At 64.9% G+C, this 24,065-nt stretch carries 25 protein-coding genes and 1 tRNA gene; 15 read left to right on the top strand and 11 right to left on the bottom strand.

Features of this window, described 5'->3' with window-relative positions:
• Positions 1 to 312: 312 nt before the first annotated feature.
• On the top strand, positions 313 to 1,260 hold the full coding sequence (locus RJT68_RS10980; protein ID WP_407036602.1) for a hypothetical protein: 948 nt from the start codon (positions 313 to 315) through the stop codon (positions 1,258 to 1,260).
• A 160-nt stretch (positions 1,261 to 1,420) separates the two neighbouring features.
• On the opposite strand, the gene sucD is transcribed toward RJT68_RS10980, so the two are convergent.
• The 3 genes from sucD to mce all read right to left on the bottom strand — a co-directional run bounded on the left by sucD (position 1,421) and on the right by mce (position 4,086).
• Complete coding sequence (gene sucD / locus RJT68_RS10975) at positions 1,421 to 2,293, bottom strand: succinate--CoA ligase subunit alpha (protein ID WP_407036601.1); 873 nt, start codon at positions 2,291 to 2,293, stop codon at positions 1,421 to 1,423.
• Positions 2,293 to 3,441, bottom strand: coding sequence for an ADP-forming succinate--CoA ligase subunit beta (sucC, locus tag RJT68_RS10970; RefSeq protein WP_407036600.1), 1,149 nt, complete (start codon positions 3,439 to 3,441; stop codon positions 2,293 to 2,295). The genes sucD and sucC overlap by 1 nt, the downstream gene beginning before the upstream one ends.
• A 261-nt stretch (positions 3,442 to 3,702) precedes the next feature.
• Positions 3,703 to 4,086, bottom strand: coding sequence for a methylmalonyl-CoA epimerase (mce, locus tag RJT68_RS10965; RefSeq protein ID WP_407036599.1), 384 nt, complete (start codon positions 4,084 to 4,086; stop codon positions 3,703 to 3,705).
• 159 nt (positions 4,087 to 4,245) lie between these two features.
• On the opposite strand from mce, the gene RJT68_RS10960 reads away from it, so the two are divergent.
• From RJT68_RS10960 to RJT68_RS10945, 4 genes are all read left to right on the top strand, one after another.
• A complete protein-coding gene (locus RJT68_RS10960) occupies positions 4,246 to 4,866 on the top strand; it encodes an FAD-dependent oxidoreductase (protein WP_407036598.1) in 621 nt (206 codons plus the stop codon).
• A gap of 52 nt (positions 4,867 to 4,918) precedes the next feature.
• A complete protein-coding gene (locus tag RJT68_RS10955) occupies positions 4,919 to 5,530 on the top strand; it encodes a VOC family protein (protein ID WP_407036597.1) in 612 nt (203 codons plus the stop codon).
• Entirely contained in the window at positions 5,530 to 6,201 is a 672-nt protein-coding gene (locus RJT68_RS10950; RefSeq protein ID WP_407036596.1) for an alpha/beta hydrolase, read from the top strand. The genes RJT68_RS10955 and RJT68_RS10950 overlap by 1 nt, the downstream gene beginning before the upstream one ends.
• A gap of 221 nt (positions 6,202 to 6,422) precedes the next feature.
• Complete coding sequence (locus tag RJT68_RS10945; protein WP_407036595.1) at positions 6,423 to 6,950, top strand: hypothetical protein; 528 nt, start codon at positions 6,423 to 6,425, stop codon at positions 6,948 to 6,950.
• Between the two features lie 532 nt (positions 6,951 to 7,482).
• Here RJT68_RS10945 and RJT68_RS10940 read toward each other — a convergent pair.
• Both RJT68_RS10940 and RJT68_RS10935 read right to left on the bottom strand, forming a co-directional pair.
• A complete protein-coding gene (locus tag RJT68_RS10940; protein WP_407036594.1) occupies positions 7,483 to 9,036 on the bottom strand; it encodes a DUF790 family protein in 1,554 nt (517 codons plus the stop codon).
• A 185-nt stretch (positions 9,037 to 9,221) separates the two neighbouring features.
• Positions 9,222 to 10,685, bottom strand: a complete 1,464-nt coding sequence (locus RJT68_RS10935; RefSeq protein ID WP_407036593.1) for a DEAD/DEAH box helicase — start codon at positions 10,683 to 10,685, stop codon at positions 9,222 to 9,224.
• A gap of 124 nt (positions 10,686 to 10,809) precedes the next feature.
• On the opposite strand from RJT68_RS10935, the gene grpE reads away from it, so the two are divergent.
• The 3 genes from grpE (at position 10,810) to dnaJ (ending at position 15,443) form a co-directional block, all read left to right on the top strand.
• A complete protein-coding gene (gene grpE, locus RJT68_RS10930; RefSeq protein ID WP_407036592.1) occupies positions 10,810 to 11,997 on the top strand; it encodes a nucleotide exchange factor GrpE in 1,188 nt (395 codons plus the stop codon).
• A gap of 235 nt (positions 11,998 to 12,232) precedes the next feature.
• Positions 12,233 to 14,143, top strand: a complete 1,911-nt coding sequence (dnaK, locus tag RJT68_RS10925) for a molecular chaperone DnaK (protein WP_407036591.1) — start codon at positions 12,233 to 12,235, stop codon at positions 14,141 to 14,143.
• Positions 14,144 to 14,279: 136 nt separating this feature from the next.
• Positions 14,280 to 15,443, top strand: coding sequence for a molecular chaperone DnaJ (dnaJ, locus tag RJT68_RS10920; RefSeq protein ID WP_407036590.1), 1,164 nt, complete (start codon positions 14,280 to 14,282; stop codon positions 15,441 to 15,443).
• A 67-nt stretch (positions 15,444 to 15,510) separates the two neighbouring features.
• On the opposite strand, the gene RJT68_RS10915 is transcribed toward dnaJ, so the two are convergent.
• Positions 15,511 to 15,648 carry a hypothetical protein gene (locus RJT68_RS10915; RefSeq protein WP_407036589.1) on the bottom strand — a complete coding sequence of 46 codons (138 nt, stop codon included), beginning with the start codon at positions 15,646 to 15,648 and terminating at the stop codon, positions 15,511 to 15,513.
• A 177-nt stretch (positions 15,649 to 15,825) separates the two neighbouring features.
• On the opposite strand from RJT68_RS10915, the gene RJT68_RS10910 reads away from it, so the two are divergent.
• The 3 genes from RJT68_RS10910 (at position 15,826) to RJT68_RS10900 (ending at position 18,213) form a co-directional block, all read left to right on the top strand.
• Complete coding sequence (locus RJT68_RS10910) at positions 15,826 to 16,419, top strand: DJ-1/PfpI family protein (protein WP_407036588.1); 594 nt, start codon at positions 15,826 to 15,828, stop codon at positions 16,417 to 16,419.
• A gap of 353 nt (positions 16,420 to 16,772) precedes the next feature.
• Positions 16,773 to 17,558, top strand: a complete 786-nt coding sequence (locus tag RJT68_RS10905; protein ID WP_407036587.1) for a hypothetical protein — start codon at positions 16,773 to 16,775, stop codon at positions 17,556 to 17,558.
• Between the two features lie 145 nt (positions 17,559 to 17,703).
• Entirely contained in the window at positions 17,704 to 18,213 is a 510-nt protein-coding gene (locus RJT68_RS10900; RefSeq protein WP_407036586.1) for a YciE/YciF ferroxidase family protein, read from the top strand.
• Positions 18,214 to 18,335: 122 nt separating this feature from the next.
• Here the strand turns inward: RJT68_RS10900 and RJT68_RS10895 are convergent, their stop codons facing one another.
• On the bottom strand, positions 18,336 to 18,905 hold the full coding sequence (locus RJT68_RS10895; RefSeq protein ID WP_407036585.1) for a nuclear transport factor 2-like protein: 570 nt from the start codon (positions 18,903 to 18,905) through the stop codon (positions 18,336 to 18,338).
• A gap of 437 nt (positions 18,906 to 19,342) precedes the next feature.
• On the opposite strand from RJT68_RS10895, the gene RJT68_RS10890 reads away from it, so the two are divergent.
• From RJT68_RS10890 to RJT68_RS10880, 3 genes are all read left to right on the top strand, one after another.
• A tRNA-Gln gene (locus tag RJT68_RS10890) sits at positions 19,343 to 19,415 on the top strand.
• A 138-nt stretch (positions 19,416 to 19,553) separates the two neighbouring features.
• The gene (locus RJT68_RS10885; RefSeq protein WP_407036584.1) at positions 19,554 to 19,703 is read left to right on the top strand and encodes a hypothetical protein; all 150 of its coding nucleotides are present in this window, start codon (positions 19,554 to 19,556) and stop codon (positions 19,701 to 19,703) included.
• On the top strand, positions 19,696 to 19,848 hold the full coding sequence (locus tag RJT68_RS10880) for a hypothetical protein (RefSeq protein ID WP_407036583.1): 153 nt from the start codon (positions 19,696 to 19,698) through the stop codon (positions 19,846 to 19,848). The genes RJT68_RS10885 and RJT68_RS10880 overlap by 8 nt, the downstream gene beginning before the upstream one ends.
• A 186-nt stretch (positions 19,849 to 20,034) precedes the next feature.
• Here RJT68_RS10880 and RJT68_RS10875 read toward each other — a convergent pair whose 3' ends face one another.
• The 4 genes from RJT68_RS10875 to RJT68_RS10860 form a co-directional block, all read right to left on the bottom strand.
• The gene (locus RJT68_RS10875; RefSeq protein WP_407036582.1) at positions 20,035 to 20,571 is read right to left on the bottom strand and encodes a cob(I)yrinic acid a,c-diamide adenosyltransferase; all 537 of its coding nucleotides are present in this window, start codon (positions 20,569 to 20,571) and stop codon (positions 20,035 to 20,037) included.
• Positions 20,572 to 20,642: 71 nt separating this feature from the next.
• The gene (locus tag RJT68_RS10870; RefSeq protein ID WP_407036581.1) at positions 20,643 to 20,831 is read right to left on the bottom strand and encodes a DUF7836 family putative zinc-binding protein; all 189 of its coding nucleotides are present in this window, start codon (positions 20,829 to 20,831) and stop codon (positions 20,643 to 20,645) included.
• A gap of 97 nt (positions 20,832 to 20,928) precedes the next feature.
• The gene (locus RJT68_RS10865; protein ID WP_407036580.1) at positions 20,929 to 21,300 is read right to left on the bottom strand and encodes a glycerol dehydratase reactivase beta/small subunit family protein; all 372 of its coding nucleotides are present in this window, start codon (positions 21,298 to 21,300) and stop codon (positions 20,929 to 20,931) included.
• Positions 21,301 to 21,339: 39 nt separating this feature from the next.
• Positions 21,340 to 23,241 (bottom strand): diol dehydratase reactivase subunit alpha, encoded by a 1,902-nt coding sequence (locus RJT68_RS10860; protein ID WP_407036579.1) that lies wholly within the window; start codon positions 23,239 to 23,241, stop codon positions 21,340 to 21,342.
• A gap of 389 nt (positions 23,242 to 23,630) precedes the next feature.
• On the opposite strand from RJT68_RS10860, the gene RJT68_RS10855 reads away from it, so the two are divergent.
• The gene (locus RJT68_RS10855) at positions 23,631 to 24,044 is read left to right on the top strand and encodes a GlcG/HbpS family heme-binding protein (RefSeq protein WP_407036578.1); all 414 of its coding nucleotides are present in this window, start codon (positions 23,631 to 23,633) and stop codon (positions 24,042 to 24,044) included.
• The last annotated feature ends 21 nt before the right edge of the window (positions 24,045 to 24,065 follow it).

Here is a 24,065-nt window from a genome sequence, read left to right as displayed (position 1 = left end):
TCCCTTCCTGCGGCTCATCGGGTGGACTATCGTCCCGGCCAGTACTACATTCTGTTCCCCATCGCGTCGACGCGACAATCGCTCCCTCGACAGAGCGCGGATTGCAACTATTCACGGCGACATCCCCCGACCGCACTCGGCGGCGAGGAAATCCGCCGTGCATTCTTTCGAAACGCAATAACGGCGTGATTTCTCTCGCGTTCTCGACGCAAACGCGTACGAATTAACGTTCACGAATATTTGACATTCAGACTTACCGTACATTCCAAAAATTAAAGCCGTTGGGGACTCTATCCCATACCAAGAGAGTTTATGACAGATAGTACGATAAACAATAATTCGAGCGAGTCTTCGCTCGAGATCGGTCCCGACGTCGAGGAACTGTTTGGGGACGTGCGGGACGAGGCTCCGACGGACGGCGGGCGATCGGGTGCGGACGAGTCCGGCGGCGACGCTGTGGGTGATCGAACCGGGCCGGACGACGCTACGATCGAGGACAGGACCGCCGCAGACGTGTTCACGCAACTCCGCGAGGAGTCGGCGAACGAACCCGACGACGGCGTCGAGGACCTCCTCGACGACGAGAGCCCCGAAGAGATCATCGCGAGCGCGGACGAACCCGACCACGAACCCGAGCCTGTCGACGACGACCTCCTCCTCGACGAGGGCGAACTCGAGGCGCTCCTGCTCACCGGCCGGACGAAAGAAGACGAATTCCTCTGGATCGACAGCGACGAGTCCGACGACGCCGAGACCGACACGCCGGCGTCGAGCGGTGAGGGTGCCGGGGTCGAATCGGGAACCGACGCGGCCGCCACCGCCGAGGGATCGACGGATTCCGACGTCGAATCCGTCTCCAACGTCGACGACGCGGCCGCTAAACTCTCCGCCATCCGCGAATCGCCGTCGGCGGACGCGGAGCCGTCGATCGACGCGAGTTCGAACGCGGAGCAGGACGTCGATCCCGCGGACGCCGAGACCGACGAATTGTCGGCTGCCTCCGACGTCGAGACCGACGAACTGTCGAACGGCTCCGACGACGAATCCGTCCCCGAGGAGGACGCCGACGAACCCGTCGCCTCGGACGTGGACGAGGACGGGGGTGCGGACGAGGGCGGGCCCGCCGACGAGGAGATGGAACTCGTCCTCCGGGACAGCGACGAGGAACTTCGGGTTCGGGACGAGGCGGACGTGATCGACGAATCCGGCTCCGGCGGCCTTATCGGCTGGTTGCGATCGAAACTCGGTAATCTGTTCTGAGCGTCCGAGCTGGAATCGACTGCTTCCGATCGACTGTCGCTGATCGACTACGTCGTCGGCGCTAGCGCCGCCTCCGAGTGGGAAGAACGTTCGAATTCGAGTTATAACGCGGAGCAGTAGGAAAGCGCAGAGACGCAAAGAGCCGCGAGCCGGGGTCGGCTCAGGAGAGGAACGATTCGATGTGGTCGGCGACTTCCTCGGGGGTGTCGCCGACTGGGACGCCAGCGTCGTTGAGCGCGTCGATCTTGCTCTCGGCGGTGCCGGTACCGGAACCGGAGACGATGGCGCCCGCGTGGCCCATGCGCTTGCCCGGCGGGGCGGTGCGGCCGGCGATGAAGCCCGCGACGGGCGTGTCGACGTGTTCGTCGATGAAGCGGGCGGCCTCCTCCTCGTCCTCGCCGCCGATCTCGCCGCACATGGCGATGGCCTTCGTGTCCGGGTCGTTCTCGAACAGCTCGAGGGCGTCGATGAAGTCCGTGCCGATGATCGGGTCGCCGCCGATGCCGATGGCGGTGGTCTGGCCGATGCCGCGCTGGGTGAGGTTATCGACGACCTGGTAGGTCAGCGTGCCCGAACGGGAGACGAGGCCGACCTCACCCTCGGCGAAGATGTTGCCGGGGAGGATGCCGAGTTTGGCCTCGCCGGGGGTGATGAGGCCGGGGCAGTTCGGGCCGATGAGTCGGGTGTCGACCTCCGAGAGGCGCTTTTTCACGCGCGCCATGTCCTGGGTCGGGACGCCCTCGGTGATGGCGACGGCGAGCCCGAGGCCCGAATCGAGCGCCTCGAAGATGGCGTCGCCGGCGAACGCCGGCGGGACGAAGATGACGGACGTGTCCGCGTCCTCCTCCTCGACGGCTTCGTGGACGGTGTCGTAGACGGGGACGCCGTGGACCTCCTGGCCACCCTTGCCGGGGACGGCGCCGGCGACCACGTTGGTTCCGTACTCGATCATCTGTTCGGTGTGGAACTTGCCTTCCCCACCGGTGATGCCCTGTACCACGACGCGAGTGTCGTCGTCGACTAGTACGCTCATTATTGGCTCACCTCCTCAGCGTACTCGACGGCACGCTGGACCGCGTCCTCGAGGGTCTCCTCGACCGTCACGAGGTCCTCGTTCAGAATCTCCATGCCCTCCTCCCAGTTGGTGCCCGCGAGGCGGACGACCATGGGTTTCGGAATTTCGTCGAACTGCTCGAGCGCCTCGTTGATCCCCTTGGCGACCTCGTCGCCGCGGGTGATCCCGCCGAAGATGTTGAACACGACGGAGTCGACGTTCTCGTCGGAGAACACCATGTCGAGCGCGTTGGCGATCCGCTCGGCTTTCGCGCCGCCCCCGACGTCGAGGAAGTTGGCGGGTTTCCCGCCGTAGTAGTCGACGAGGTCGAGCGTCGTCATCACGAGGCCGGCGCCGTTGCCGATGATGCCGACGTTGCCCTCGAGGCGGACGTAGTCGAAGTCGTACTCGTCTGCCTTCTGCTCGAGTTCGTCGCCGCTGGCCGCTTCCTCCTCCATTTCGGCGAGTTCGGGCTGTCGGAACAGCGCGTCCTCGTCGATGTTCATCACGGCGTCGGCCGCGATGACCTCGTCGTCGCTGGTGACCATCAGCGGGTTGATCTCGGCGTCGGCGCCATCGCGGTCGTCCCAGAGCTGGTAGAGCGTGGTGAGGACGCTCGCGACGTCGTTGGCGACGGCTTTGTCCACGCCCGCGTCGAAGACCGCCTTGCGGGCCTGGTAGGGGTGCATCCCGAAGGCGGGGTCGATGTGCTCACGAGCGATGGCGTCGGGGTCCTCCTCGGCGACCTCTTCGATGTTGACGCCGCCGCGGGTCGAGACCATCGCGACCGGTTTGCCCTCGCCGCGGTCCATGGTGACGCCCACGTAGAGTTCGTCGGTGAAGTCGACGGCCTCCTCGACGAGCACCTGGTCGACGCGGTATCCCTTGAGGTCCATCCCGAGGATCGAGTCGGCCGCCTCGCGGGCTTCCTCCTCGTCGTCCGCGAGTTTGATTCCCCCGGCCTTCCCGCGGCCGCCAACCTGTACCTGCGCTTTGACCGCGACCGGATAGCCGATCTCCTCGGCCGCGGCGATGACGCCGTCGACGTCGGAGGCGAGTTGCGACTCCGGCGTCGGAATCCCGGCGTCGGCGAAGACCTCCTTCGCCTGATACTCGTGTAGTTTCATAGCCATTCGAACGGCCGTTCCGCCGTTGCTTAAAACCTTGAGTTTCAACTCGGAACGGGTCCCAGCATTGACGAGTGTACACGTCTGCGCCGAGCGACCCGAGAAAGGTGTACATTCTACAGGTCGGTCTAAGCGGAGTGAGATCATCTAGCAATTCCGACCCGCTACGGCCGACGAAGCACGGGGTCGAGCCGGTGTTCCGGATCGATTCGTCCACCCGAGTCGCCGAGCCGGTCGGCCCCGAGGAACTCGACCGAACGGTCAGTGCTCGACGAACTCGACCAGAATACCGCCGGTGTCCCGCGGGTGCAAAAACGCCACCGTGTGTCCCCACGCGCCGGGTCGGGGCTCCTCGTCGATCAGTTCGACGTCGTGGTCGCGTGCAGTCTCGAGGGCGCCCTCGATATCGTCGGTCGCGAGCGCCAGGTGGTGGATTCCGGAGCCGTTCTTCTCGAGGTAGCGGGAGATGGTCCCCTCCTCGAGCGGCTCGAGCAGTTCGAAGTATCCGTTTCCGCAGTCGAGGAAGACGACGCGCATGCCGTCGAACTCCTCCTCGTGGGCGACCTCGAGGTCGAAGAGGTCGGCGTACAGGTTCGCGAGTTTTCGGGCGTCGTCCGTCGCGATGCCGGCGTGATCGAAGTGCATACTCGAGCGTACCCCCCGAAGCCCGTTACTGTTTATGATCGTTGCAGAGGGTTACCGGTCCCGGTCCAGCGTTGTCGGGACCACTGACACCGGTGTTACGTGGTATTCCCGAAGTCCCCGCGGGCTTCATACCCCTGCAGTAACAAAATGAAACCACACATGAGCAACGACCAGACCGAAACCGACGGGTCGAGCGTGATCGTCGTCGGCGGCGGCCCCGCCGGACTGAGCGCGGCCCTGTTCACGGCGAAGAACGGCCTCGAGACGACGGTGTTCGACACCGATGCAACGTGGATGCACAAGGCGCATCTCTTCAACTACCTCGGCATCGGCTCGATCGGCGGCAGCGAGTTCATGGCGACCGCGCGCCAACAGGTCGACCAGTTCGACGTCGACCGTCGACAGGGCGTCGAGGTGACCGGCGTCGAGGAAACGGGCGACGGGTTCGCCGTCGAAACCGACGACGGGACCGAGGAGTCGGACTACCTCGTCCTCGCGACGGGCGCGAACCGCGACCTCGCCGAGGACCTCGGCTGCGAGTTCGACGAGGATGGCACGGTCGCCGTCGGCCTCGGCACGGAAACCAGCATCGAGAACGCCTACGCGACGGGAGCGATGGTGCGCCCCGAGGAGTGGCAGGCGGCGATCTCCGTGGGCGACGGCGCGGCGGCGGCGTTGAACATCCTCTCCAAGGAACGCGGCGATCACTACCACGACTTCGACGTCCGCGACGACGCGATGGACGTCTTCAGCGCGCTGATCGACGAGCAGACGGAGTAACGAACACCGAGTACCAAATTCCCAGTTTTTCACCACCCGCCACCCACCAACAATGACCGACCAAGCACCCGTAACGCCCGAACTGCCCGACAGTCCCTTCCACACGACGGGGACCGATCACATCACGATCTGGGGGAGCAACGCCGAGGACACCATCGCGTTCTACCGCGACCTCCTCGGCATGCCCCTCGTGCTCCGCCAGCCCAACCTCGACGATCCCTCGCAGACGCACCTGTTCTTCGACACGGGCGACGGGCGCATCCTGACGTTCTTCGTCGGCGACCGCCCCTCCGCTCGAGGGCAACGCGCCGGCGTCGGCGCCGTCCACCACCTCTGTTTCAGCGTCGACCCCGACGAGTACGAGGAGATCATGGCGGCCCTCGAGGAGGCGGGGTACCGCTACAACGTCTTCGACCGCGGGATCTTCCACTCGATCTACACGCACGACAACAACGGCCTCGTGATCGAACTCTCGGCGGACAAGTACGAGATCCCGAACGACCGCCGCGGGGAGATCCTCGCGAAGGCCCAGGAACTCCGCGAGGCCGACGGCGCCGAGTACGCGAAGGACGAGCACCTCCGGCGGGCCATCGAGGAACTCGGCCTCGAGGTGAACAAACACGACCTTCCCGACGCGAGCGCCGGCGTCGGGGGACTCGAGTGATGGCGGACGGACCTCACCAGGACCAGCCGCTCGTGACCGCCGGCGCGCCGCTCGAGGACGCCGAAGCGGCGGTCGTGCTCGTTCACGGCCGCGGTGCCACCGCGCGGAGCATCGTGCAGATGGCCGGCGAGATCGGTCACAAGGGGGTGGCTTTCCTCGCGCCCCAGGCGCGGCAAAACACGTGGTACCCGAACTCCTTTCTCGCACCCGTCGAGTCGAACGAACCGGGCCGCTCGTCGGGACTGTTCGCGATTTCGGAGGCGATCGCGACGGCGAACGACGAGGGGATCCCCACCGAACGCGTCCTGGTGCTCGGGTTCTCCCAGGGCGCCTGCCTCGCCAGCGAGTTCGTCGCCCGCAACCCCCGCCGCTACGGCGGCCTCGCGGCCCTGAGCGGCGGCCTCATCGGCGACTCGGTCGACCCCGACGACTACCTCGAAGGCGGCGACAGCGCGGGCGCACTCGAGGGCACCCCCGCGTTACTCGGCTGCAGTGACGTCGATCCCCACATCCCCGTCGAGCGCGTCCACGAAACGGAGGCGATCCTCGAGGACCTCGGCGCGCACGTCGAAAAGCGCATCTACGAGGGGATGGGCCACGGGATCAACGAGGACGAGCTGTCGTACGTCTCCGAGCTGGTCGCCACCCTCGTCGACGGCGTCGAAACCTGACGCCGTACTGCGTGCGTGACACGGAGGACGGTTTCGACGGTCGGAGTTGGTCGCGCCATTCGCGCTCAGTTCGGCGGATGTGGTCAACACGGCGGGAGTTCCCTCGAATCGCGCCCGGACGTGGGCGAATCGCACACGGATGTGGGACGTCACTTGCGCTTCGCCAGCGTTTCACTGCACCTGCAACACATTCGAGGCACTGGAAACCAAACCGTCACCACATGCGGACTATCGTCGAGGCGCTCGACCCGAACGTCCCCTACCTCGTGAGACAGCGACTCGGTCCCTGGATCACCCGACTGGCGCGCGCACTCGGGGAGCCCGAAGACCGCCTTTACGCGTCCGGATACGTCGGTACCGTCGAGTGGCCGCTGGACGAGTTCACGAAGACGCTCCAGAAACACGGCTTCGACTGGGATCCGCTGGCGTGGTATCATCGACCGCCGGTCGGGTCGGAGCCGAACGGTAGCTGGACGTATCGGCGCACCCTGCTGGGCGACAGGCAGATCCACGTTATTCTCGTCGCCCACTCGCCGGAGTACATCGACGTGTACGCCCACGGGGAGTACAACTGGCTGCGACACCCGATCAAGCACTTCCGGCAAGTCGGGATCAAACGGAACGCCGTGAGTAGCGGAATTCGGCGGTGGCTCGAACGTCAGGGCGTCGAGGTCGATACCAAATCGCGTTACAGGCGACGGGTCTCACATGCGATAAAAGCGCAACTACGTCGATCCATCGTCGGATAGCGTGGATTCGATCGGTAGCTCCGAAGAACGTCGGTTTGAGCGCTACGCGCAGTGTTCTCCGGGGGATTCCCCTTCGAGGGCAGAATTCGTAGTCGCCGGGTTCCCGGTAGGGGCGACGGTCCCTCCGCGCCCATACCGATGACGCCGCTGCAGCCGCGGACGAAAAACACCACGAACACCATCGCGGCGAGCAGTCCCGCGAGTATCCACCGATTCCCGTTCATCAAAACCACCGACTGGCCGTCGAGCGAACGATTCCCATCTGAACGGGCCGACTGGTTGGACCTTCGAGCGAACGATCGGAATGGCTCATCGATCACCGGCTACCGTCCCCGTAGTGAACACGCCACTGTCGACCGTCTCACTGGTGCGGGAGCGTTTCGATTCACCCCTCGTTCGAGATCAAATACGCCCCGCCGTCTCCTGTCGGTGCAATTGAACCGTGGGGCCGAGGGTTCGAGACGCGGAAGCGACCTCACGACCGTCGAGGATCTTCGGTATCCGACGGTCGAACGAGCCCTTCCGCCCGAGATCAGTCCCCCCGTTCGACGACGGTCCCGCCGCCGAGCCCCTCCCACTCGACGCGGTAGCCGAGCCGGGAGAGGATCGCACTGGCATCGGAGAGCCCCTCGCGCTCGAGCACCGCTTCCGCCGCCTCGAGCGACGTCCCCTCTTCGATCTCCTCCCCCATGCGCTCGAGAACGCGCGGCCGGACGAGCGACCGACCCACTCGCTCGTGCTCCGGAAACCGCTTCGACTCGAGGGCGTCGACGCCGACGCCGTGGCGGGCGGCGACCTCCTCGAGCGAGATCGCGTCCTCCTCGGGGACGAGTTCGTCGGGGAGGTCGGCCGCGCTCTCCGCGACCAGTCGCTCCTCGAACTCCCGGAGGACGTCGGCGACGTCCTTCACCCGAACCCGGCCGGAGTAGGTGATCGCGCGGTGGTCCCGGGCCGTGATCTCCTCGCCGACGCCGAGGGAGTCGTCGACGGCGACGAGCATGTCGACGCCCGAGGCGACGCTCCCGTCGGAACCGTCCACCGACGTCTCGGCGGCGGGGAGTTCCTCGAGTTGCGCGAGCTTCTTCTCGACGTACTCGGGCGTCCAGAAGCCCATGATCTCGAAGTAGAGCCGGAAGTCGCCGTGCTCGTAGTCGAACGCGAAATCGGGGATCATCACGCGCGTTCCGGTCGCGAGCGGCTCGGGTTCGCGGACGAGGTCCCAGTCGAGGTCGAGGGTCGAAAAGCGAGCGGCGAAGTCCGACTCCACCTCGCTGTCGTAGTCCACCTCGACGATCGGCTCGGCGTCGGGTACCCGGATCGGGTCCTCGTGGAAGAGGACGAGGCGTCGTTCCGTCCCGCGGTCGTCGATCGTCGCCTCGAGGTGCCACTCGTCGGCCTTCGCCACGGTTCGGAGGAGCCGGGCGAATCGGGTGCCGTACCGCCTGGTGGCTCGGAAGAGGCGGGTTGGACCGGTGACGACCATCGCTCTCCCCTCGTCGGTCCTGTGGATCTCGTACATCAGCCGGAGGCGCTTGATCGCCGAGACGAGGGCTCTGGGATCGCTCGAGCGGATCCGAACCTCGGTCGCGTCGAACAGCGCCGTCTGGGCGAGCGAGAGGTTGTACCGGGCGACGAGTTCGTCGGGCTCCCAGCGGACGTCCACCGACGCGAGGTACTGGCGCTCCTCGAGGTCGGCGTAGAGCGCCGACTCGAGGTCGTCCGGCGAGACGCCGAGTTCCTCGCCAGCGCGGACGAACGCCATCGCCCGCTCGGTCTCGGTCGCGACGCCGACCACCTCGGCGGACTCGAATACGGCCCGGCGGGCCGTTTCGGGTTCGATTTCCGACTGCGTCTCGAACGTCGCCTCCCGCTCGAGCAGCGCCACGAATCCCCGGACGAGTTTGTGGTCGTCGGCGTCCCGCTCGAGGTCCTCGAGTGCGGACTCGAGGTCCGCCCGCTGCTCGCCGACGTGGCCCTGGAACGTGCCGATGACGCGGGCGGCGAGCGGTCGGTGCGCACGCTCGGCGAAGCGGGGGCTGTACCCCCCGCCGGCTCGAGAGACGCGCAACAGGTCCTTCGTGAGCATCGCCGTCTACCCGCACTCGGTACCGAGCGGTGTTAAATCCACGCGCCGAACTCCCGGAAGCGCGGGCGCGTGCTACGGGGACGGAACTCCGAGGGGCGCTCGAGGGCGAGTCCTGCCCGCCGATCGCGAGCGCTCGACCGTGGTCGACCGAGGCGCGCCGGGAGGATCGACGGCCGGGTGTCGTGCTACCGCCGTCGCTCGGCGATCCGCTCCTCGCCCGTCTCGGCGGCCACGACCTCGTAGAGGATCGCCCGACCGCCGCCTTCCTTCGGGCGGAGGATCCGGCCCAGGCGCTGGGTGAACTCGCGCTCGCTCCCGCTGCCCGAGAGGACGACCGCGACCGAGGCGTCCGGGACGTCGACCCCCTCGTCGAGCACGTTCGAGGTCACCACGCGCGTGTAGGTTCCCTCGCGGAAATGCTCGAGGATCTCCCGGCGCTCGGCCGCGCTGGTCCGGTGAGTGATCGCCGGGATCAGGAAGCGCTCGCTGACGTCGTAGGCGAGGTCGTTGTGGGCGGTGAAGACGATGGTCCGGTCCTCGCGGTGTTCGTCGAGGATCCCCTCGAGGGCGTCGATCTTCGCCTCGCTGCCGAGCATGATCTCACGCGCGCGTTGGCGCGCGAGCAGCGCCTCTCGAGCGCGCGGATCGCGCCCGGATCGCTTGACGAGTTCCTGGTAGTCCGACCCCCGTCGCATCTCGATGTTCGAACTCGCGAGGTAGTCGACGAACACCCCCTGGTTCTCCTCGTACGCCTCCCGTTCCTCCGGGGTGAGGTCGACCTCGAGTCGCTTCACGTCGTAGGGGGCGAGGTGGTCGCCGGCGAGGTCGTCGGGGTCGATACGGTGGACGACCGGGCCCACGAGGTCCTCGACCACCTCGTGGGCCTCGTCGGGCCGTTCGAAGGTGGCCGTCAGTCCCAGTCTGGCCGGCGCGGGGAGGAGGCGGGCGATCTCCCGGTAGCCCTCGCCGCCGAGGTGGTGGACCTCGTCGAAGATGGCGAGGCCGAACCGATCGCCGACGGAGTCGGCCTTCAGGTACGCCGAGTCGTACGTCGAGACCGTGATCGGCTCGAGGCGCTGCTCTCCGCCGCCGAACCGGCCCACGGCGAGGCCGTCTCCGCTCCCGTCTCCGGCGAACTCCGTCTCGAGTTCCCGCTGCCACTGCTCGAGGAGGTCGATCGTCGGGACGACCACGAGCGTCGGCACGGAGAACCGCTCGATCGCCGCCAGCGCGACGACGGTCTTCCCGCTGCCCGTCGGAAGTTCGAGGACGCCCGCGGGCGCCTCCTGGTCCGCGTTCGCGTCCAAGATCGACCGGAGCGACTTCCACCGGTCCGTCTCGAGCCACGACTCGAGCGCCTCCCGCTGGTACGCGCGGAGTTCGTACGACGACGAGAGGTCCGAGACGGGGTCGAGGGACAGGACGCGATCCTCGACGTCGACGTCCCGATTCGCGAGCGCGATCCGGAGTGGGGCGTATCGGACGGCGGGCGCGCGCCAGGTTCCCGATCGCGGGTCCGCCTCGAGCTCCAGCGACGGGTCGTCGCTGGCGACCGCTTCGATGACGTCCTCGTCGCCCTCGACGCGGACGGTCCCGTCCTCGTACCGGAGGGCGATCGAACCGGTATCCGCCGCTCGAGGTCGAGTCACGGTCCGTACTGAGCGTTGGAATTACAAATAGTGTTTGACTGCGCGTACGGATTTCAACGACCGAGAGAATGCCGGCACGCGGCGGACCTCAACCCTTTTATTACCGCTGTTCCATGACTGCGATATGAGCGAAGACGAGGGCACGAACTCCACGGCCCGGGACGTTCCGTCACGGGAGGACTCCGACGACGGCGACGCGCCGGAGGAGGCCCGGGACGACTCGGCCGACGGGGACGCCGTCGAGGACCGAGACGAGACCGACCGCGACGCGTCCGAGACCGACGACTCCACTTCTCACTCAGCCGACGAGTCGGTCCCGACCGAACCCGAGACGGCCGAGGACATCAAGGAGATCCTCGACCGACTCACCGAGTACGACGACGACCTCGCCAGCAGCGTCAACGCGATCGTCGAGCAGGCTCGAGCGGTGAACGAAACCGTCGAAGATCAGCGCGAGGAACTCGAGGACCTCTCCGAGCGGGTCGACCAGCAGGCGGAAACGATCGAGGAACTGCAGGCGGAACTCCGGGCGCGCGAGGAGAGCCTCGAGCAGCGGAACGAGGCGCTCGAGGAGCGCGAGTCCGAGATCGACGACTTACAGGGCCGCGTCCGCCGGGTGCAGGCGGACTTTCAGAACTACAAGAAGCGGGCGAAAAAGCGCCAGCAGCAGATCAAAGACCGCGCGGCGGAGGACCTCGTCGAGCGATTGATCGGCGTCCGAGACAACCTCAAGCGGGCCCTCGAGGAGGAGAGCGACGACGTCGAGGCGCTCCGGGAGGGCGTCCAGATGACCCTCAGGGAGTTCGACCGGGTGCTCGCGGACGAGAACGTCGAGGAGATCGACCCGGAACCCGGCTCCGCGGTCGACCCCCAGCGCCACGAGGTGATGGTGCGGGTCGATAGCGACCAGCCCGAAGGGACGATCGCCGACGTCTACACGCCGGGCTACGAGATGGGCGACAAGGTCATCCAGCACGCGCAGGTGACCGTCTCCAACGGCGCACTCGATGAGGACGACGCGGACGAGGACGACGCGGACAATGTCGATGCGGACGATGTCGACAACGATTCGAGCGCGAACGAAGAAGCCGAAGCCGACGGCGAGGAGAGCGAACCGGACGAGGACGACGCCGCGATCGAACTCGGCGGCGAAGTCGCGTCGGACGGCGATCTCGAGGAGGAAGACGGGGCCAACGACGGCAGCGACGAAGCGCCGACCGACGAGGGCAACGCGGACGACGCCGACGGTTCGGCCGAGGCGGACGGTACCGACGCGGACGAGGAGTCCCCGGGCGAAGACGAAACCGAGTGACGGCCCCGAACGCGGAGCGGGCGGCGACCGAACTGTGACGAACTCCGCGCCGGATGGGAACGCAACCGATTCCGCCCGAAACCCGTTCGCTCCCGATTTTATTCGCGCCAAGTGCGCTCCCGAACGGTCTCGAATCCCCCGTGAGCGGTCGCGTCGACACCTGTGAGCGTATTTTATTCGTCGAGGTCTCTTCCCTAGTAAGCTTTAAAACAAAGTGCGCACAATAACAGGCCAAATGGCGAGCAACAAGATTCTCGGTATCGACCTCGGGACGACGAACAGCGCGTTCGCCGTCATGGAAGGCGGCGACCCGGAGATCATCGTAAACGCTGAGGGCGACCGAACGACGCCCTCCGTGGTGGCGTTCACCGACGACGGCGAGCGCCTCGTCGGGAAGCCGGCGAAGAATCAGGCGATCCAGAACCCGGAGAAGACGATCGCCTCGATCAAACGCCACATGGGCGAGGACGACTACACCGTCGAGATCGACGACGAGGAGTACTCGCCGGAGGAAATCTCGGCGATGACCCTCCAGAAGATCAAGCGCGACGCCGAGGACTACCTGGGCGAGGAGGTCGAGAAGGCGGTCATCACGGTTCCCGCGTACTTCTCCGACCGCCAGCGCCAGGCGACCAAGGACGCCGGCGAGATCGCCGGCTTCGAGGTCGAGCGCATCATCAACGAGCCGACCGCGGCGTCGATGGCCTACGGCCTCGACGACGACTCCGACCAGACCGTCCTCGTCTACGACCTGGGCGGCGGGACGTTCGACGTTTCGATCCTGGACCTCGGCGGCGGCGTCTACGAGGTCGTCGCCACGAACGGTGACAACGACCTCGGCGGCGACGACTGGGACCACGCCATCATCGACTGGCTCGCCGACGAGTTCGAGGAGGAACACGAGATCGACCTCCGCGAGGACCGCCAGGCCCTCCAGCGCTTGAAGGACGCCGCCGAGGAGGCGAAGATTGAACTCTCGAGCCGCAAGGAGACGGAGATCAACCTCCCCTTCATCACCGCGACCGACGACGGTCCGATCCACCTCGAGAAGTCGCTCACCCGCGCGAAGTTCGAGTCGCTCACGCAGGATCTGATCGAGCGCACCGTCGAACCGACCGAGCAGGCCCTCGAGGACGCGGGCTACGACAAAGCGGACATCGACGAGGTGCTCCTCGTCGGCGGGTCGACCCGCATGCCCCAGGTCGCGGAGAAGGTCGAGGAACTGACGGGCAAGTCCCCCCAGAAGAACGTCAACCCGGACGAGGCCGTCGCGCTGGGCGCGGCGATCCAGGGCGGCGTGCTGGGTGGTGAAGTCGACGACATCGTCCTGCTCGACGTCACGCCCCTCTCGCTCGGCATCGAGGTCAAGGGCGGCCTCTTCGAGCGCCTCATCGAGAAGAACACCACGATCCCGACCGAGGAGTCGAAGATCTTCACCACCGCCGTCGACAACCAGACCTCCGTGCAGGTGCGGGTCTTCCAGGGCGAGCGCGAACTCGCCGAGAAGAACGAACTGTTGGGAGAGTTCCACCTGACCGGCATCCCGCCGGCGCCCGCCGGAACGCCCCAGATCGAGGTCACCTTCTCCATCGACGAGAACGGCATCGTCAACGTCTCCGCCGAGGACAAGGGCACCGGCGAGAGCGAGGAGATCACCATCGAGGGCGGCGCCGGGCTCTCCGACGCCGAGATCGACCGCATGCAGAAGGAAGCCGAGGAACACGCCGAGGAGGACAAGCGCCGCCGCGAGCGCATCGAAGCTCGTAACACCGCCGAGGCGACGATCCAGCGCGCCGAGACCCTCCTCGAGGAGAACGACCAGGTCAGCGACGAGATCCGCGAGAACGTCGAGGCCGCGGTCGAGGAGCTCGAAGAGACCATCGACGACTCGGACGCCGACGCCGAGGACATCGAGGAGGCGACGCAGAACCTGAGCAAGGAGCTCCAGGAGATCGGCAAGCAGGTCTACCAGGAGGCCGCCGCCGGCGCGGGTGGGGCCGGTGCGGGCGCGGCGGGCGCCGGTGACGCGGCCGGTGCCGGTGCGGGACCGAACCCCGGCCCAGGCGATAGCTTCACCGACGCCGACTCGGAGGACGAGGAGTACGTCGACGCCGACTTCGAGGAAGTCGACGAGGACGACGAGTAACGCCACGTAGCCGAGCGCGACGCCGGCCTCGTTTCGGACTTCGACTCGACGACCCTCCTTCGTGGCCGAACGGGCTATGGTCGAGCGACTCGAACGTTCGTTTCAAGTGTCTCAACGGATTACCGGTGGATAACGAATGAGCGAGGACTTTTACGACATCCTCGGCGTGAGTCCGGATGCCTCCACGGACGAGATCAAGCAGGCTTACCGGAAGAAGGCCACGGAGTACCATCCGGACGTCAGCGACGACCCCGACGCCGAGGAGAAATTCAAGAAGATACAGAAGGCGAAGCAGGTGTTGACCGACGAGGACAAACGCCAGGCCTACGACCGGATGGGGCACGACCGCTACGAACAGGCGGAGAAACACGGCTTCGACGCCAGCGACGGTGGCGCCGGCGGGATGGGTGGCATGGGCGGCGACCCCTTCGGCGGCATGGGCGGCGGCAACGTGGGCGGCGGCCTCGGCGACCTCTTCGAGCAGGTCTTCGGCGGCGGCGGTCGGGGTCGACGCCGGCCCCAGAAGGGCCGCAACCTCCGGACGGGCCTCGAAATCACCCTCGAGGACGCCTACGAGGGCACCGAGCGCCAGTTCACGATCGAGCGCCCCGAGGAGTGCGACGTCTGCGGCGGCGAGGGGTACCCGCCGTCGGCCGACGCCACGACGTGCCCGGAGTGTCACGGTCGCGGGCAGGTCACTCAGGTCCAGCAGACCCCGCTCGGGCGCGTCCAGCAGACGACGACGTGCCGGCGCTGCCAGGGCGAGGGAACGCTCTACTCCGAGACGTGTGGCGAGTGTCGCGGCGAGGGGTACGTCCGCCGCGAGGTGACGCTCACGGTAGAGGTTCCGGCGGGTATCCAGGGCGGGCAGACCCTCCGCATGGAGGGCGAAGGCGCGCCGAGTCCGGACGGCGGCCCCCGTGGCGACCTGCTGATCGACGTCTCCATCGAAGAGCACGACGAGTTCGAGCGCGAGGGCGACGACCTCCGGTACCGCCTGCCGATCTCCTTCCCGCAGGCGGTGTTCGGGGACACGGTCGAGGTGCCGACGCTCGACGGCGAACTCGAGTTCGAGATCCCCGCGGGTACGCAGAGCGGGGAGACGTTCCGGCTCGAGGGCGAGGGCATGCCGCGCCTCCGCGGACGCGGCCACGGCGATCTCTTCGTCCAGGTGCAGATCGTCACGCCGGAGAAACTGAACGACGAGCAGCGGGAGGCGCTCGAGTCGTTCGCCGAGGCCGGCGGGGACGAGATCGAGGTCAAGGAAGGCTTCTTCGAGAAGATCAAGCGCGCGTTCTGACGCAACACTGGTCACTTTCTTCGAGCTTCAGATACTGCTCGAACCCCTCCCACTCGCGTTCGTCGAACTAGAGCGTAAACGCCCCGACGCCCGCCGTCGGGACGGCCCCGGCGACTCCTGCAGACACGATTCCTGCGAGGACGCCGGCGAACAGCAGGTTCGATTCCAGGAACGTAATGAGGAATCGTTCACGATCGATTGCCACGGACATTTGCTGGACAGATACTCCGTTAGTGATTAACACGGTCACATCCGGATCTATAAGTGCCTGCCGTATAGGGGGTGCTCGACTCCTCTCGAGGCGATTCACCGCTGGTGACACGGCGTGGAGGACGCTATTAACTTCATGTGAATGGACGTGAGAGGGATCGACGGTGGTACGATGACCGGAACGACTGTACTCCTGCTGGCCGGCGACTACGTCGAAGATTACGAGGTGATGGTTCCGTTTCAGGCCCTCCAGATGGTCGGCCACGACGTTCACGCCGTCTGTCCCGAGAAGGAGGCGGGCGACGTCTTCCCGACGGCGGTGCACGACTTCGAGGGGGACCAGACCTACACCGAGAAGCCGGGCCACGCCTTCGAACTGAACCGGGATTTCGAGGTCGTCGACCCCGCCGACTACGACGCGCTGGTCGTCCCGGGTGGACGCGCACCCGAGTACCTCCGAACCTACGACGAAGTGCTCGAGATCGTTCGCCACTTCTTCGAGGCCGACAAGCCCGTCGCCGCGCTGTGTCACGGCCTGCAGATCCTCGCGGCGGCGGACGTCCTCGAGGGCCGAACGTTCACCGCCTACCCCGCGCTCGAGTCGGACGTGACGGCCGCGGGCGCCGAGTGGGAGGACCGAGTCACGCGAGACGGGAACCTCGTGACCGGACAGGCGTGGCCGGACCACTCCGAGTGGCTCGCCGAGTTCCTCGACCTGCTCGGGACGGGGGTGGACCACGCCGAACCGGCGGCGGCGGACGACTGATCGTGGCCTCGAGGGGCCGTCACCGAATCTCCGGCGGACACGTCGGGGTACAACGGACTTCGGGAAAGCGGCCGTCGGCCGTCGAGTACAGGGTGGCGAGGAGCGGGTGACGAAAACCGGACGGCGGGCAGTGCGTGACGAATGCCGGATAGCGGGCGGTAGATGACAGATACCGGGTGACGGGTGCCGGAGGAAGGTGACGGATTCCGCGTGCTTCGCGGTAGTCGACGAACACCCGTTACCTGTGACGGGAGGTCGTGAAATCGTCTCGATACCCCTCGTATAGCGGGACATTGCGGCCGTCGCCGTCTCGAGTCGGCGCGCTTTTTTCGTCGGACCGCGCAGTCGTTCGTATGACCGCACGAACCGTCGGGACGATCGACGAACTCTTCGCGCGCGAGCGTCGGGAGGACCGACCGGCGCTCGTCGACGGGACCGGCCGGGGGTACGACGCCCACTGGCTCTACACGACGGCGTGGAAGGCGGGGAACTTCCTGCGGCACTCGGGCGTCCGGCGCGGCGTTACCGTGGGCGTGGTCGGTGAGGGCCCGCTCGCACTGCTCGCGTTCTTCGGCACGACGTTACTCGAAGGGACGACGCGGTTCGATCCGCCGCCGGACATGACCGACGACGAGCGATTTCGGGCGCTCGTCGCCCCGATCGATCGGCTCGACTCCTACGAACTCCCGCCGGGCGCCCAGCGCGTGGGTTACGGGGGGAAACCGGAGGCTCCCGACGTTCACCACTTCGACGCGGGCCTCTGGAGCGAAAACCCCTCGTTCCCGCCGCTCGACGTCGATCCGGACACGATAGCGCTCGAGGACGACCGGGGCCGATACGGCCACGCGGATCTCCTCGAGGCGGCGCTGGCGGTCGTCGATGACGCTGCCCTCGAACGAGGGGATCGCGTCGCGATCCGCTCCCCGCTGTCGGACGCCCGGACGATCGCAGGGGGCGTGATCGCCCCGCTGCTGGCGGACGCCGTGACGGTTCTCCCGAGCGACGGTGACGAACCGACTCCGACGGAGGAGGTGGACGCGGTCGTCGGCGGCTCCGACGAACGAGACGCCGAGACGGTGGACGACGCCGGCGACACCCCCGTCGTCGATCTCGAGTCGATTCCGCTCGATCCCCGCTAGCGACCGGCTGGTGAGTGCGTGATTCGAGCGGTATTCGCACCAGTGCTGGTCACGCGGTCTGTTCGGCCCCAGCGTATCACCGCGCGGTCGGTCCTTGCACCGGCGCGGCGCACGACTATGCTCGTCGTCGGTGCCCGTGTACCCGATGACGTTCGATTCACTCGACGAGCTTTTCGTCCACAAGCTCCGGCAGCAGTACTACGTCGAAACGCAACTCGTCGAGACGCTCGACGAGATGGCGATCAACGCGTCGAACGACCGCGTCAGCGAGGGGTTCGCCGACCACCGCGACGAGACGCGCGAGCAGGTCACCCGCCTCGAGGAGTGTTTCGACGCGATCGACGTGCCGCCGGCGCCGACGGAGGACGCCGTCTTCGACGGTCTCGAGGCGGAACGACAGAAGATGGAGGAGGAGCTCACCGACGACGAGATGTTGAACATGTCCTACGTGACGGCCGGAATGATGACCGAGCGCGTCGAAATGACAGCCTACGAGGGGCTGCTGCTGATCGCGAAGAAGCTCGACTACGACGACCCGGTCACGAATTCGCTGCAGGCGAACCACGACGAGGAGCAGTCGGCCTACCGCGAACTCGACGCGATGACCACGGACTCGGAGATGAAGACGCTCTGGGACCGCATCACGCCGTCTTGAGTGGCCGAATCGGAGACCCATCCGTCTCCGCGCCGGGCCCCCGGAGCGCCCGACGTCCGTTCGCCGGACGACCACCTTTCACGGAGTTGTTCGATGCTCGAACGCGATCACGTCCGACCCGGTTATTCCATCGTGTTCGCGTCGGAGGAACCCGTCGAACGAGACGACGGCTCGTCCGTCGCTTTCGACCGCTCGGCTCCACGTCTATCGTCGCCCGGCGGCGGTGACCATTCGTTCGCCTTCTCCCCGAGCGTGGAATCGGTCTCGGGCGGAGAGATCGGTGCGGCGTGGCTGGTGATCCTCGATATTCGTCCCCCGGTGACGTCGTAGTGGTGGACGAACCGACTTTCGAGGCGGGATCGGTCTTCGGTCACGGCGAGGAGGTCGCCTTCGGCGTGGATCGTCACCTCCCCGTCGTCGGTGGCGACGTGGTCGACCCGTTGCGGGACGACTTGCACGCGATCGATCCCGACGTCGACCCCGCCGACGGTCCCGAACGCTCGTTCGTAAACAGCCTCCGGGTCCTCGAGCGCGTCGGCGTCGGACCCGTCGTCGGTCTGCTCGATCACTTCGACCGTCGCCGCGAGCGCGTCGGTCGCGTCATCGAGATCGGTTCGGTTGACAGCGGCGTACCACTCGAACACCGCGTCCGCTGCGGGTCGTTCCCCTCCCCCCGTCTGACGAATCGTCATTCCATTCGAGGATAGCGTTCACGGTCGCATATAATTCAGTCGTCGTATCACGCAGTGAGAGGCCCTCTCGAGTCGCGGTCAACGGCTCGGAACCGGGACCGTACTTACGGTGCCGATCCTCGGCTGGGACCGTGGACTGTGACGCGGACAGCTCGTTCGAACCTGCACGGCGGTCGTCTCCGCTTTGGGCGGTGTGCATGTGCAGGTCCTCGAGACGCCCACCGTGTGGTTCCGATCGAGAACTCGTCGTGATCCAGTGGGCGTGAGATTTTGGGCGGGGACGGCGCACTCGAGTGGGGTGGAAAGCGTTCACGAGACCGCCCCACAACGGGGAAAAGTAACACTATTGTACGACGGTTTCGTACTCGGTTACTGGAGTCCCGTACTGGCGATCGGTTTCCGGAGAAACTGAAAGTACGTCGGACGACGACTCGAGGAGTCCCGTGGTGTAGCGGCCAATCATAACGGCCTTTGGAGCCGTTGACGGCGGTTCGAATCCGCCCGGGACTATTAAAATATTATACATAGTCCTCGAACGGCGAGACACCTCTAACGGGTGCGGGTTTCGGAAGATTCGGTTTCCGATATCTCCGAAACCAGGTATAAATTGGATACTGCGATAGTCCCTTCTCAACGGGGGTGTTCGGCGTGAGCTCCGCGACCGACCGCTTCGGTCCGTTCTGCGGAGCACTCGGCTGCCGATCGGCTGCCGACGTCGTCATCCGGCACACGGAGCACGGCAAGCGGACGGTCTGCGAGGAGCACGCCGGTGACGACGAGGTGGTGCGGGATGTCTGACTCCCCCGCAGAGGCCGCCGTCGTGATCTCCCAGCAGGCACTCGGCGAGTGCATCTATCTCGAGCGGGAGATCCACGATCTCCAGGAGCAGAGGGCCGACCTCGAACACCGGGTCGATCGCCTCGAGGGCGATCTCGATGAGTGACACTCGACGTCCGCCCGGAAGACGCCCTCCAGGTGATTATCAGGAATATAATGGCGTGGCACTAGATTGAGTCGAGAAATTTGGGATGAAGCGCGAGCGCGTTCGGCAGCGGCCAACATTTTAGAGAAAGGAAAGAAACCCCGCTACGCGACCGAGCCCGGCGGTGAGTGCGTCCATCTCGAGCGATCAATACTCCGGGTTCTCCTCCTCGATGCCTTCGCGATCATTCACGAGCCGGGCGAGGGTGAACAGCAGATCGGATAGCCGGTTGAGATACGTTGCCACGCGTTCGTTGGCCTTATCCTCCTCGGCGATGAAGGCGACCGCTCTGCGTTCCGCTCGCCGACAGACCGATCGCGCGTGGTGGAGGCGCGACCCTGGTTCGCTTCCGCCGGGAAGGATGAACGATTTCAGCGGATCGAGTTCGTCGGTCACGTCGTCGATCCAGTTCTCGAGTTGCTCGATGTGTTCGGTCGTAATCACCGGATCATCCTCGTCCGGGTCCGGATTCGCTAGGTCCGCCTGCACGACGTGCAGATGGTTTTGAATCGACCGCAACATATCGTCGACGTCGTCATACCCGCTCGGCCGAATCAACCCAACGAGTGAGTTGAGCTCATCGGCGTTTCCGTACGCTTCGATGCGTAGACTGCTCTTCGAGACTCGAGTCATGTCCCGGAGGTCGGTCAGTCCCTCGTCGCCGCGTCCAGTGTAGATTTTCATCGGTGTATATCGTGTCGTGAGTGTCTGGTCATCTATTGCGGTGTCTTACCCTCGAAACCGTCAAGATCGCTTCACTCATGTGATTCCGAATCGGCTTCGACGAGTTCGCTGATCGGCTGTCTGTGGCTACAGTGCGGACAGGACCACTCGGTGTCGGTCAGGTCCGCCTCCGTGATGTCGCTCAGCCCCCAGTACTCGTCGCAGTTTCCACAGTTCACGTGGGCCAGCGTTTCGATATAGGCCGTGTGTTCCGTCACCATCACGCGAAACGTACCACGCCGATAAGTAAAGTACCTCCCTCGAGGTGGGTGCGAGAACGAATGGGGCGTTTCGACTCGCCCTTCGACGTCGACCGTCCTACTCAATCGGCTTGAGCGGTGTCCCCTTGGCCAGGCGGGCCGAGTTCGATCCGAGCCGTCGGGCCGTCTCGGGCGTGACCTCGAGGACGTCGAACATCGGGTCGTCGCTAGGAAGTTGCCTGTGGTGGACGACGATACGTGAATCGGTGGTCACGCTGACCCCGATCTTCAGCGCAGAATCGGTTGCCGCGCGATAGGCAACGTCGACGCCGTTGCCATCGTGCCCATGATCGACGTCCCATGGAACCCCTTCTTCTTCGATACCGTACTCAATATACTTCGTTTCCGTCGGTTCGTGATCGCCGACGCACCACACGAACAGCCGTGGTATTTCGTCGTCGACGTCGATTTCGCCTCGACACGCGCTCATGCGGGCGTAAAATCCACCGACAGGTACAAAATACCTCGTTCAGTTTTGTTGAACTGCCGTCCGTTCGAGCGCTGACGAGAGTTCTTCTGGGATGTCGATGTCGAGGAACGATCCGCCCTCGATGTGCGAGAGGACCAGTCCGGTCGCTACGGCGTTTCGCGGTCCCGTTTCCCCGCGGACGTTTGCACTTCCGCAGACGATTCCGTACTCGGCCATCGCGTCCGAGATCATCTCCGGAATCTCGAAATCTAGCGCGGAGCGGCCGACCATGACCACGAACGGCAGGTGGCGAATGCTCTCCGTCGGGGTAATGATATTGAGCGCCCGTTTTGCGTTTCTCACGAACACCCGACGCTTAGCCCGTCGCCGAACGCGACGAATCTCTTCGGGCGACTTGTCGAGCGGGACCGGCCGCATGTCTCCGTCCTTGAGCAAGACGGTTCGCCCGAAGAGTTCCGGGGCGGCCGGTTCATTCAGGAAGTTGACTGTTCCGTCTTCCTGGCGGACGCTGAACAGGGTCTCGACCTTACCCGAAGGATGGATCTTGATCTCCTCCGCGAGGTCGCGGTCATCCAGCCCAAACTCGGAGTCGATAAGCATCGTCACCATGTCGCCGGCGCCGGAGAGGTGTATCGATTCGATCTCTTTCTTTTCGTCCATGTACGCGGCGTCGGTTGATCCTCCGCCCATGTCCAGGATCGCAATCGGATGGTCGGTCCCGGGAGTGGTCAGCGAACCGAGGACAGCCATGTTCGCCTCAATACCCTGAATTACGACCTCGGTATCTAATTCTTCCGTGATTCTGTCCGCGATCTGTTGCATCGGAAGCTGTTGGGTCTTCACCATCGCGGCCAAGGCCACGGAGCTTTCCATGGAGTGCTCTCCCGCGACCGCCCCTTCCACCTTCTGCGGGACGAGCGTATCGACCGCCATAATGTCGCGAATCTCGATCGAGTCCATGGACTGTTCCGTTACTTCGGCCATGTTGCTTCGGGCTCTATTCAACATCCCGCCGATATTCGATCCGCTTTCCCCCTGCACGTCCGCCACCGGCCAACTGTTCATCACCGCCTCCATGATGACGTCAGCGCCCTCGTCCACCGGAACCTCCGTCGTGTTGCCGCGCTCGTCGATGATTCGCAGGGTTCCGGCTGGAATCGTTCGCTCCTCCACATCACCTTCCGGCGTCTTGATCACGACGGCAGACTTGTTACCGACGAGCGCACGGGCGACGGGGATTATCTTCTTCGTCTCCTCCGGCGAGAGGTCGAACACCGTCGCGATCCCGTAGGGATTCGAGAGTTTGTTGATTGTTTTGCCGCTCGCCGGCGGCGCGACTTCGACCGCGGCGCGTTGCTCGCGCGGTACTTCGTCCAGTTTCCTCACCTCGTCGACGATCGGGACGTCGATATTGATTCGGTTGTGGATGAGCACCGCGTCGTCCTTCTGAACGATGGCTCCCTCGACGTCGTAGCCGCGCTCGGTCCACTCGTTGATGAGCTCGGCCGCGACCGCGAAGTCGACCGTCTCCGGAACGAGAAAAATGATCGACTCGTTCGTCGAGTACTCGTCTCTATCGGCGGTGATCTCCACCGTTTTTCCGGTTCCGAGCCCGGTTCCCCCCGGCGTCGACGGATCGTGCCCGATCATCGTCGATTCCGTGATGACGGTCTCGGTAATCGTTTCCATGGCGACGTCGCCGATAACGGGTGCAGCCTCGTTGAGGAGAACGCGATCGATTTCCGAAACGTCGATCTCTGCCCTCTTCGTCGCCTGCTTTAGTGCTTTGACGACGCCGGGTACATTCTTTTTCGTTCCTTTCAGTCCCGTCGTTCTGTAGAGGGCGTCAGCAACGAACTCAGTCTCCCCGGACACCGAGCGCCGCAAAAGTGCGACCTCGGTACTAGAGTTCCCGATATCTACGCCGGCGATGTAGGCCATGTGTGACCTGTAAACCATTGAGGCGGAAAATGAAGTATCTTTTCCGCAATCGGAGGACCAGTGCTGTGATCTATACAGTAGCGATAACGATTACGACAATCTCTCGTTAGGTCGTGGCAGGAATCGAGTTGTTGCGACGCGATCGGAGGCCGGCGAACGCCCTCGGCGAAACTTCACTTTTTCGGGGGAGAACGAAGACGACAATCTGCCGCAAAGTGCGGTAGTCGACGCATCAAGAGGCGTTCTGTTCTCACGGACTCGGCTACTTTGCCCAAGATGTTGACAGAGTATGGCAGCGATCTCTCGCTTTCGACGCGTCCGTATACAGTGTAAGAACGTGCCATAGATTTATTCGCCCGCGTTCTGATTGTAGACACGAGCCCGCGATTATGACAGAAGTGACACTAGAGGTGGCGAAAGAACTCATCGCAGCGGCTGAGGAAAAGGCGACGGAAATCGGCGTACCGATGTGTATCGCTGTGATGGACGAAGGTGCAAACCTCGTCGGGTTTCATCGGATGGACGACGCGCTCCTGGCGAGCATAGACATCGCTCAGAACAAAGCGTACTCCTCGGTGACGTTGAAGCTAGACACGCAGACGATCCACGAGGTTTCGCAGCCGGGTGAGCCGCTATATGGACTCGGAGACACGAACGACGGGCGGATTGTCACGTTCGGCGGCGGGTTCCCTCTCGAAGACGATAACGGCACCGTCATCGGAGGTATCGGTGTCTCTGGTGGTAGCGTAGAGGAGGATATGGAAGTTGCGCAGGCTGGCGTCGAACGCTTCGAAAATCGGTGATCACCGGGCGTTTTCGAAATT

Source organism: Halovalidus salilacus, from assembly GCF_031852275.1.
GTDB classification, from domain to species: Archaea; Halobacteriota; Halobacteria; order Halobacteriales; family Natrialbaceae; genus Halovalidus; species Halovalidus salilacus.
Note: the sequence above shows the minus strand (reverse complement) of the source record. Positions and strands in the feature narration are given on the sequence as shown.

What these genes read in the sequence shown, in the direction of transcription:
- RJT68_RS10980 (WP_407036602.1), top strand. Translation starts at nt 313, where the DNA reads ATGACAGATAGTACGATAAACAATAATTCGAGCGAGTCTTCGCTCGAG.
- sucD (WP_407036601.1), bottom strand. Translation starts at nt 2,293, where the DNA reads ATGAGCGTACTAGTCGACGACGACACTCGCGTCGTGGTACAGGGCATC.
- sucC (WP_407036600.1), bottom strand. Translation starts at nt 3,441, where the DNA reads ATGAAACTACACGAGTATCAGGCGAAGGAGGTCTTCGCCGACGCCGGG.
- mce (WP_407036599.1), bottom strand. Translation starts at nt 4,086, where the DNA reads ATGCACTTCGATCACGCCGGCATCGCGACGGACGACGCCCGAAAACTC.
- RJT68_RS10960 (WP_407036598.1), top strand. Translation starts at nt 4,246, where the DNA reads ATGAGCAACGACCAGACCGAAACCGACGGGTCGAGCGTGATCGTCGTC.
- RJT68_RS10955 (WP_407036597.1), top strand. Translation starts at nt 4,919, where the DNA reads ATGACCGACCAAGCACCCGTAACGCCCGAACTGCCCGACAGTCCCTTC.
- RJT68_RS10950 (WP_407036596.1), top strand. Translation starts at nt 5,530, where the DNA reads ATGGCGGACGGACCTCACCAGGACCAGCCGCTCGTGACCGCCGGCGCG.
- RJT68_RS10945 (WP_407036595.1), top strand. Translation starts at nt 6,423, where the DNA reads ATGCGGACTATCGTCGAGGCGCTCGACCCGAACGTCCCCTACCTCGTG.
- RJT68_RS10940 (WP_407036594.1), bottom strand. Translation starts at nt 9,036, where the DNA reads ATGCTCACGAAGGACCTGTTGCGCGTCTCTCGAGCCGGCGGGGGGTAC.
- grpE (WP_407036592.1), top strand. Translation starts at nt 10,810, where the DNA reads ATGAGCGAAGACGAGGGCACGAACTCCACGGCCCGGGACGTTCCGTCA.
- dnaK (WP_407036591.1), top strand. Translation starts at nt 12,233, where the DNA reads ATGGCGAGCAACAAGATTCTCGGTATCGACCTCGGGACGACGAACAGC.
- dnaJ (WP_407036590.1), top strand. Translation starts at nt 14,280, where the DNA reads ATGAGCGAGGACTTTTACGACATCCTCGGCGTGAGTCCGGATGCCTCC.
- RJT68_RS10910 (WP_407036588.1), top strand. Translation starts at nt 15,826, where the DNA reads ATGACCGGAACGACTGTACTCCTGCTGGCCGGCGACTACGTCGAAGAT.
- RJT68_RS10905 (WP_407036587.1), top strand. Translation starts at nt 16,773, where the DNA reads ATGACCGCACGAACCGTCGGGACGATCGACGAACTCTTCGCGCGCGAG.
- RJT68_RS10900 (WP_407036586.1), top strand. Translation starts at nt 17,704, where the DNA reads ATGACGTTCGATTCACTCGACGAGCTTTTCGTCCACAAGCTCCGGCAG.
- RJT68_RS10895 (WP_407036585.1), bottom strand. Translation starts at nt 18,905, where the DNA reads ATGACGATTCGTCAGACGGGGGGAGGGGAACGACCCGCAGCGGACGCG.
- RJT68_RS10880 (WP_407036583.1), top strand. Translation starts at nt 19,696, where the DNA reads ATGTCTGACTCCCCCGCAGAGGCCGCCGTCGTGATCTCCCAGCAGGCA.
- RJT68_RS10875 (WP_407036582.1), bottom strand. Translation starts at nt 20,571, where the DNA reads ATGAAAATCTACACTGGACGCGGCGACGAGGGACTGACCGACCTCCGG.
- RJT68_RS10870 (WP_407036581.1), bottom strand. Translation starts at nt 20,831, where the DNA reads ATGGTGACGGAACACACGGCCTATATCGAAACGCTGGCCCACGTGAAC.
- RJT68_RS10865 (WP_407036580.1), bottom strand. Translation starts at nt 21,300, where the DNA reads ATGAGCGCGTGTCGAGGCGAAATCGACGTCGACGACGAAATACCACGG.
- RJT68_RS10860 (WP_407036579.1), bottom strand. Translation starts at nt 23,241, where the DNA reads ATGGCCTACATCGCCGGCGTAGATATCGGGAACTCTAGTACCGAGGTC.
- RJT68_RS10855 (WP_407036578.1), top strand. Translation starts at nt 23,631, where the DNA reads ATGACAGAAGTGACACTAGAGGTGGCGAAAGAACTCATCGCAGCGGCT.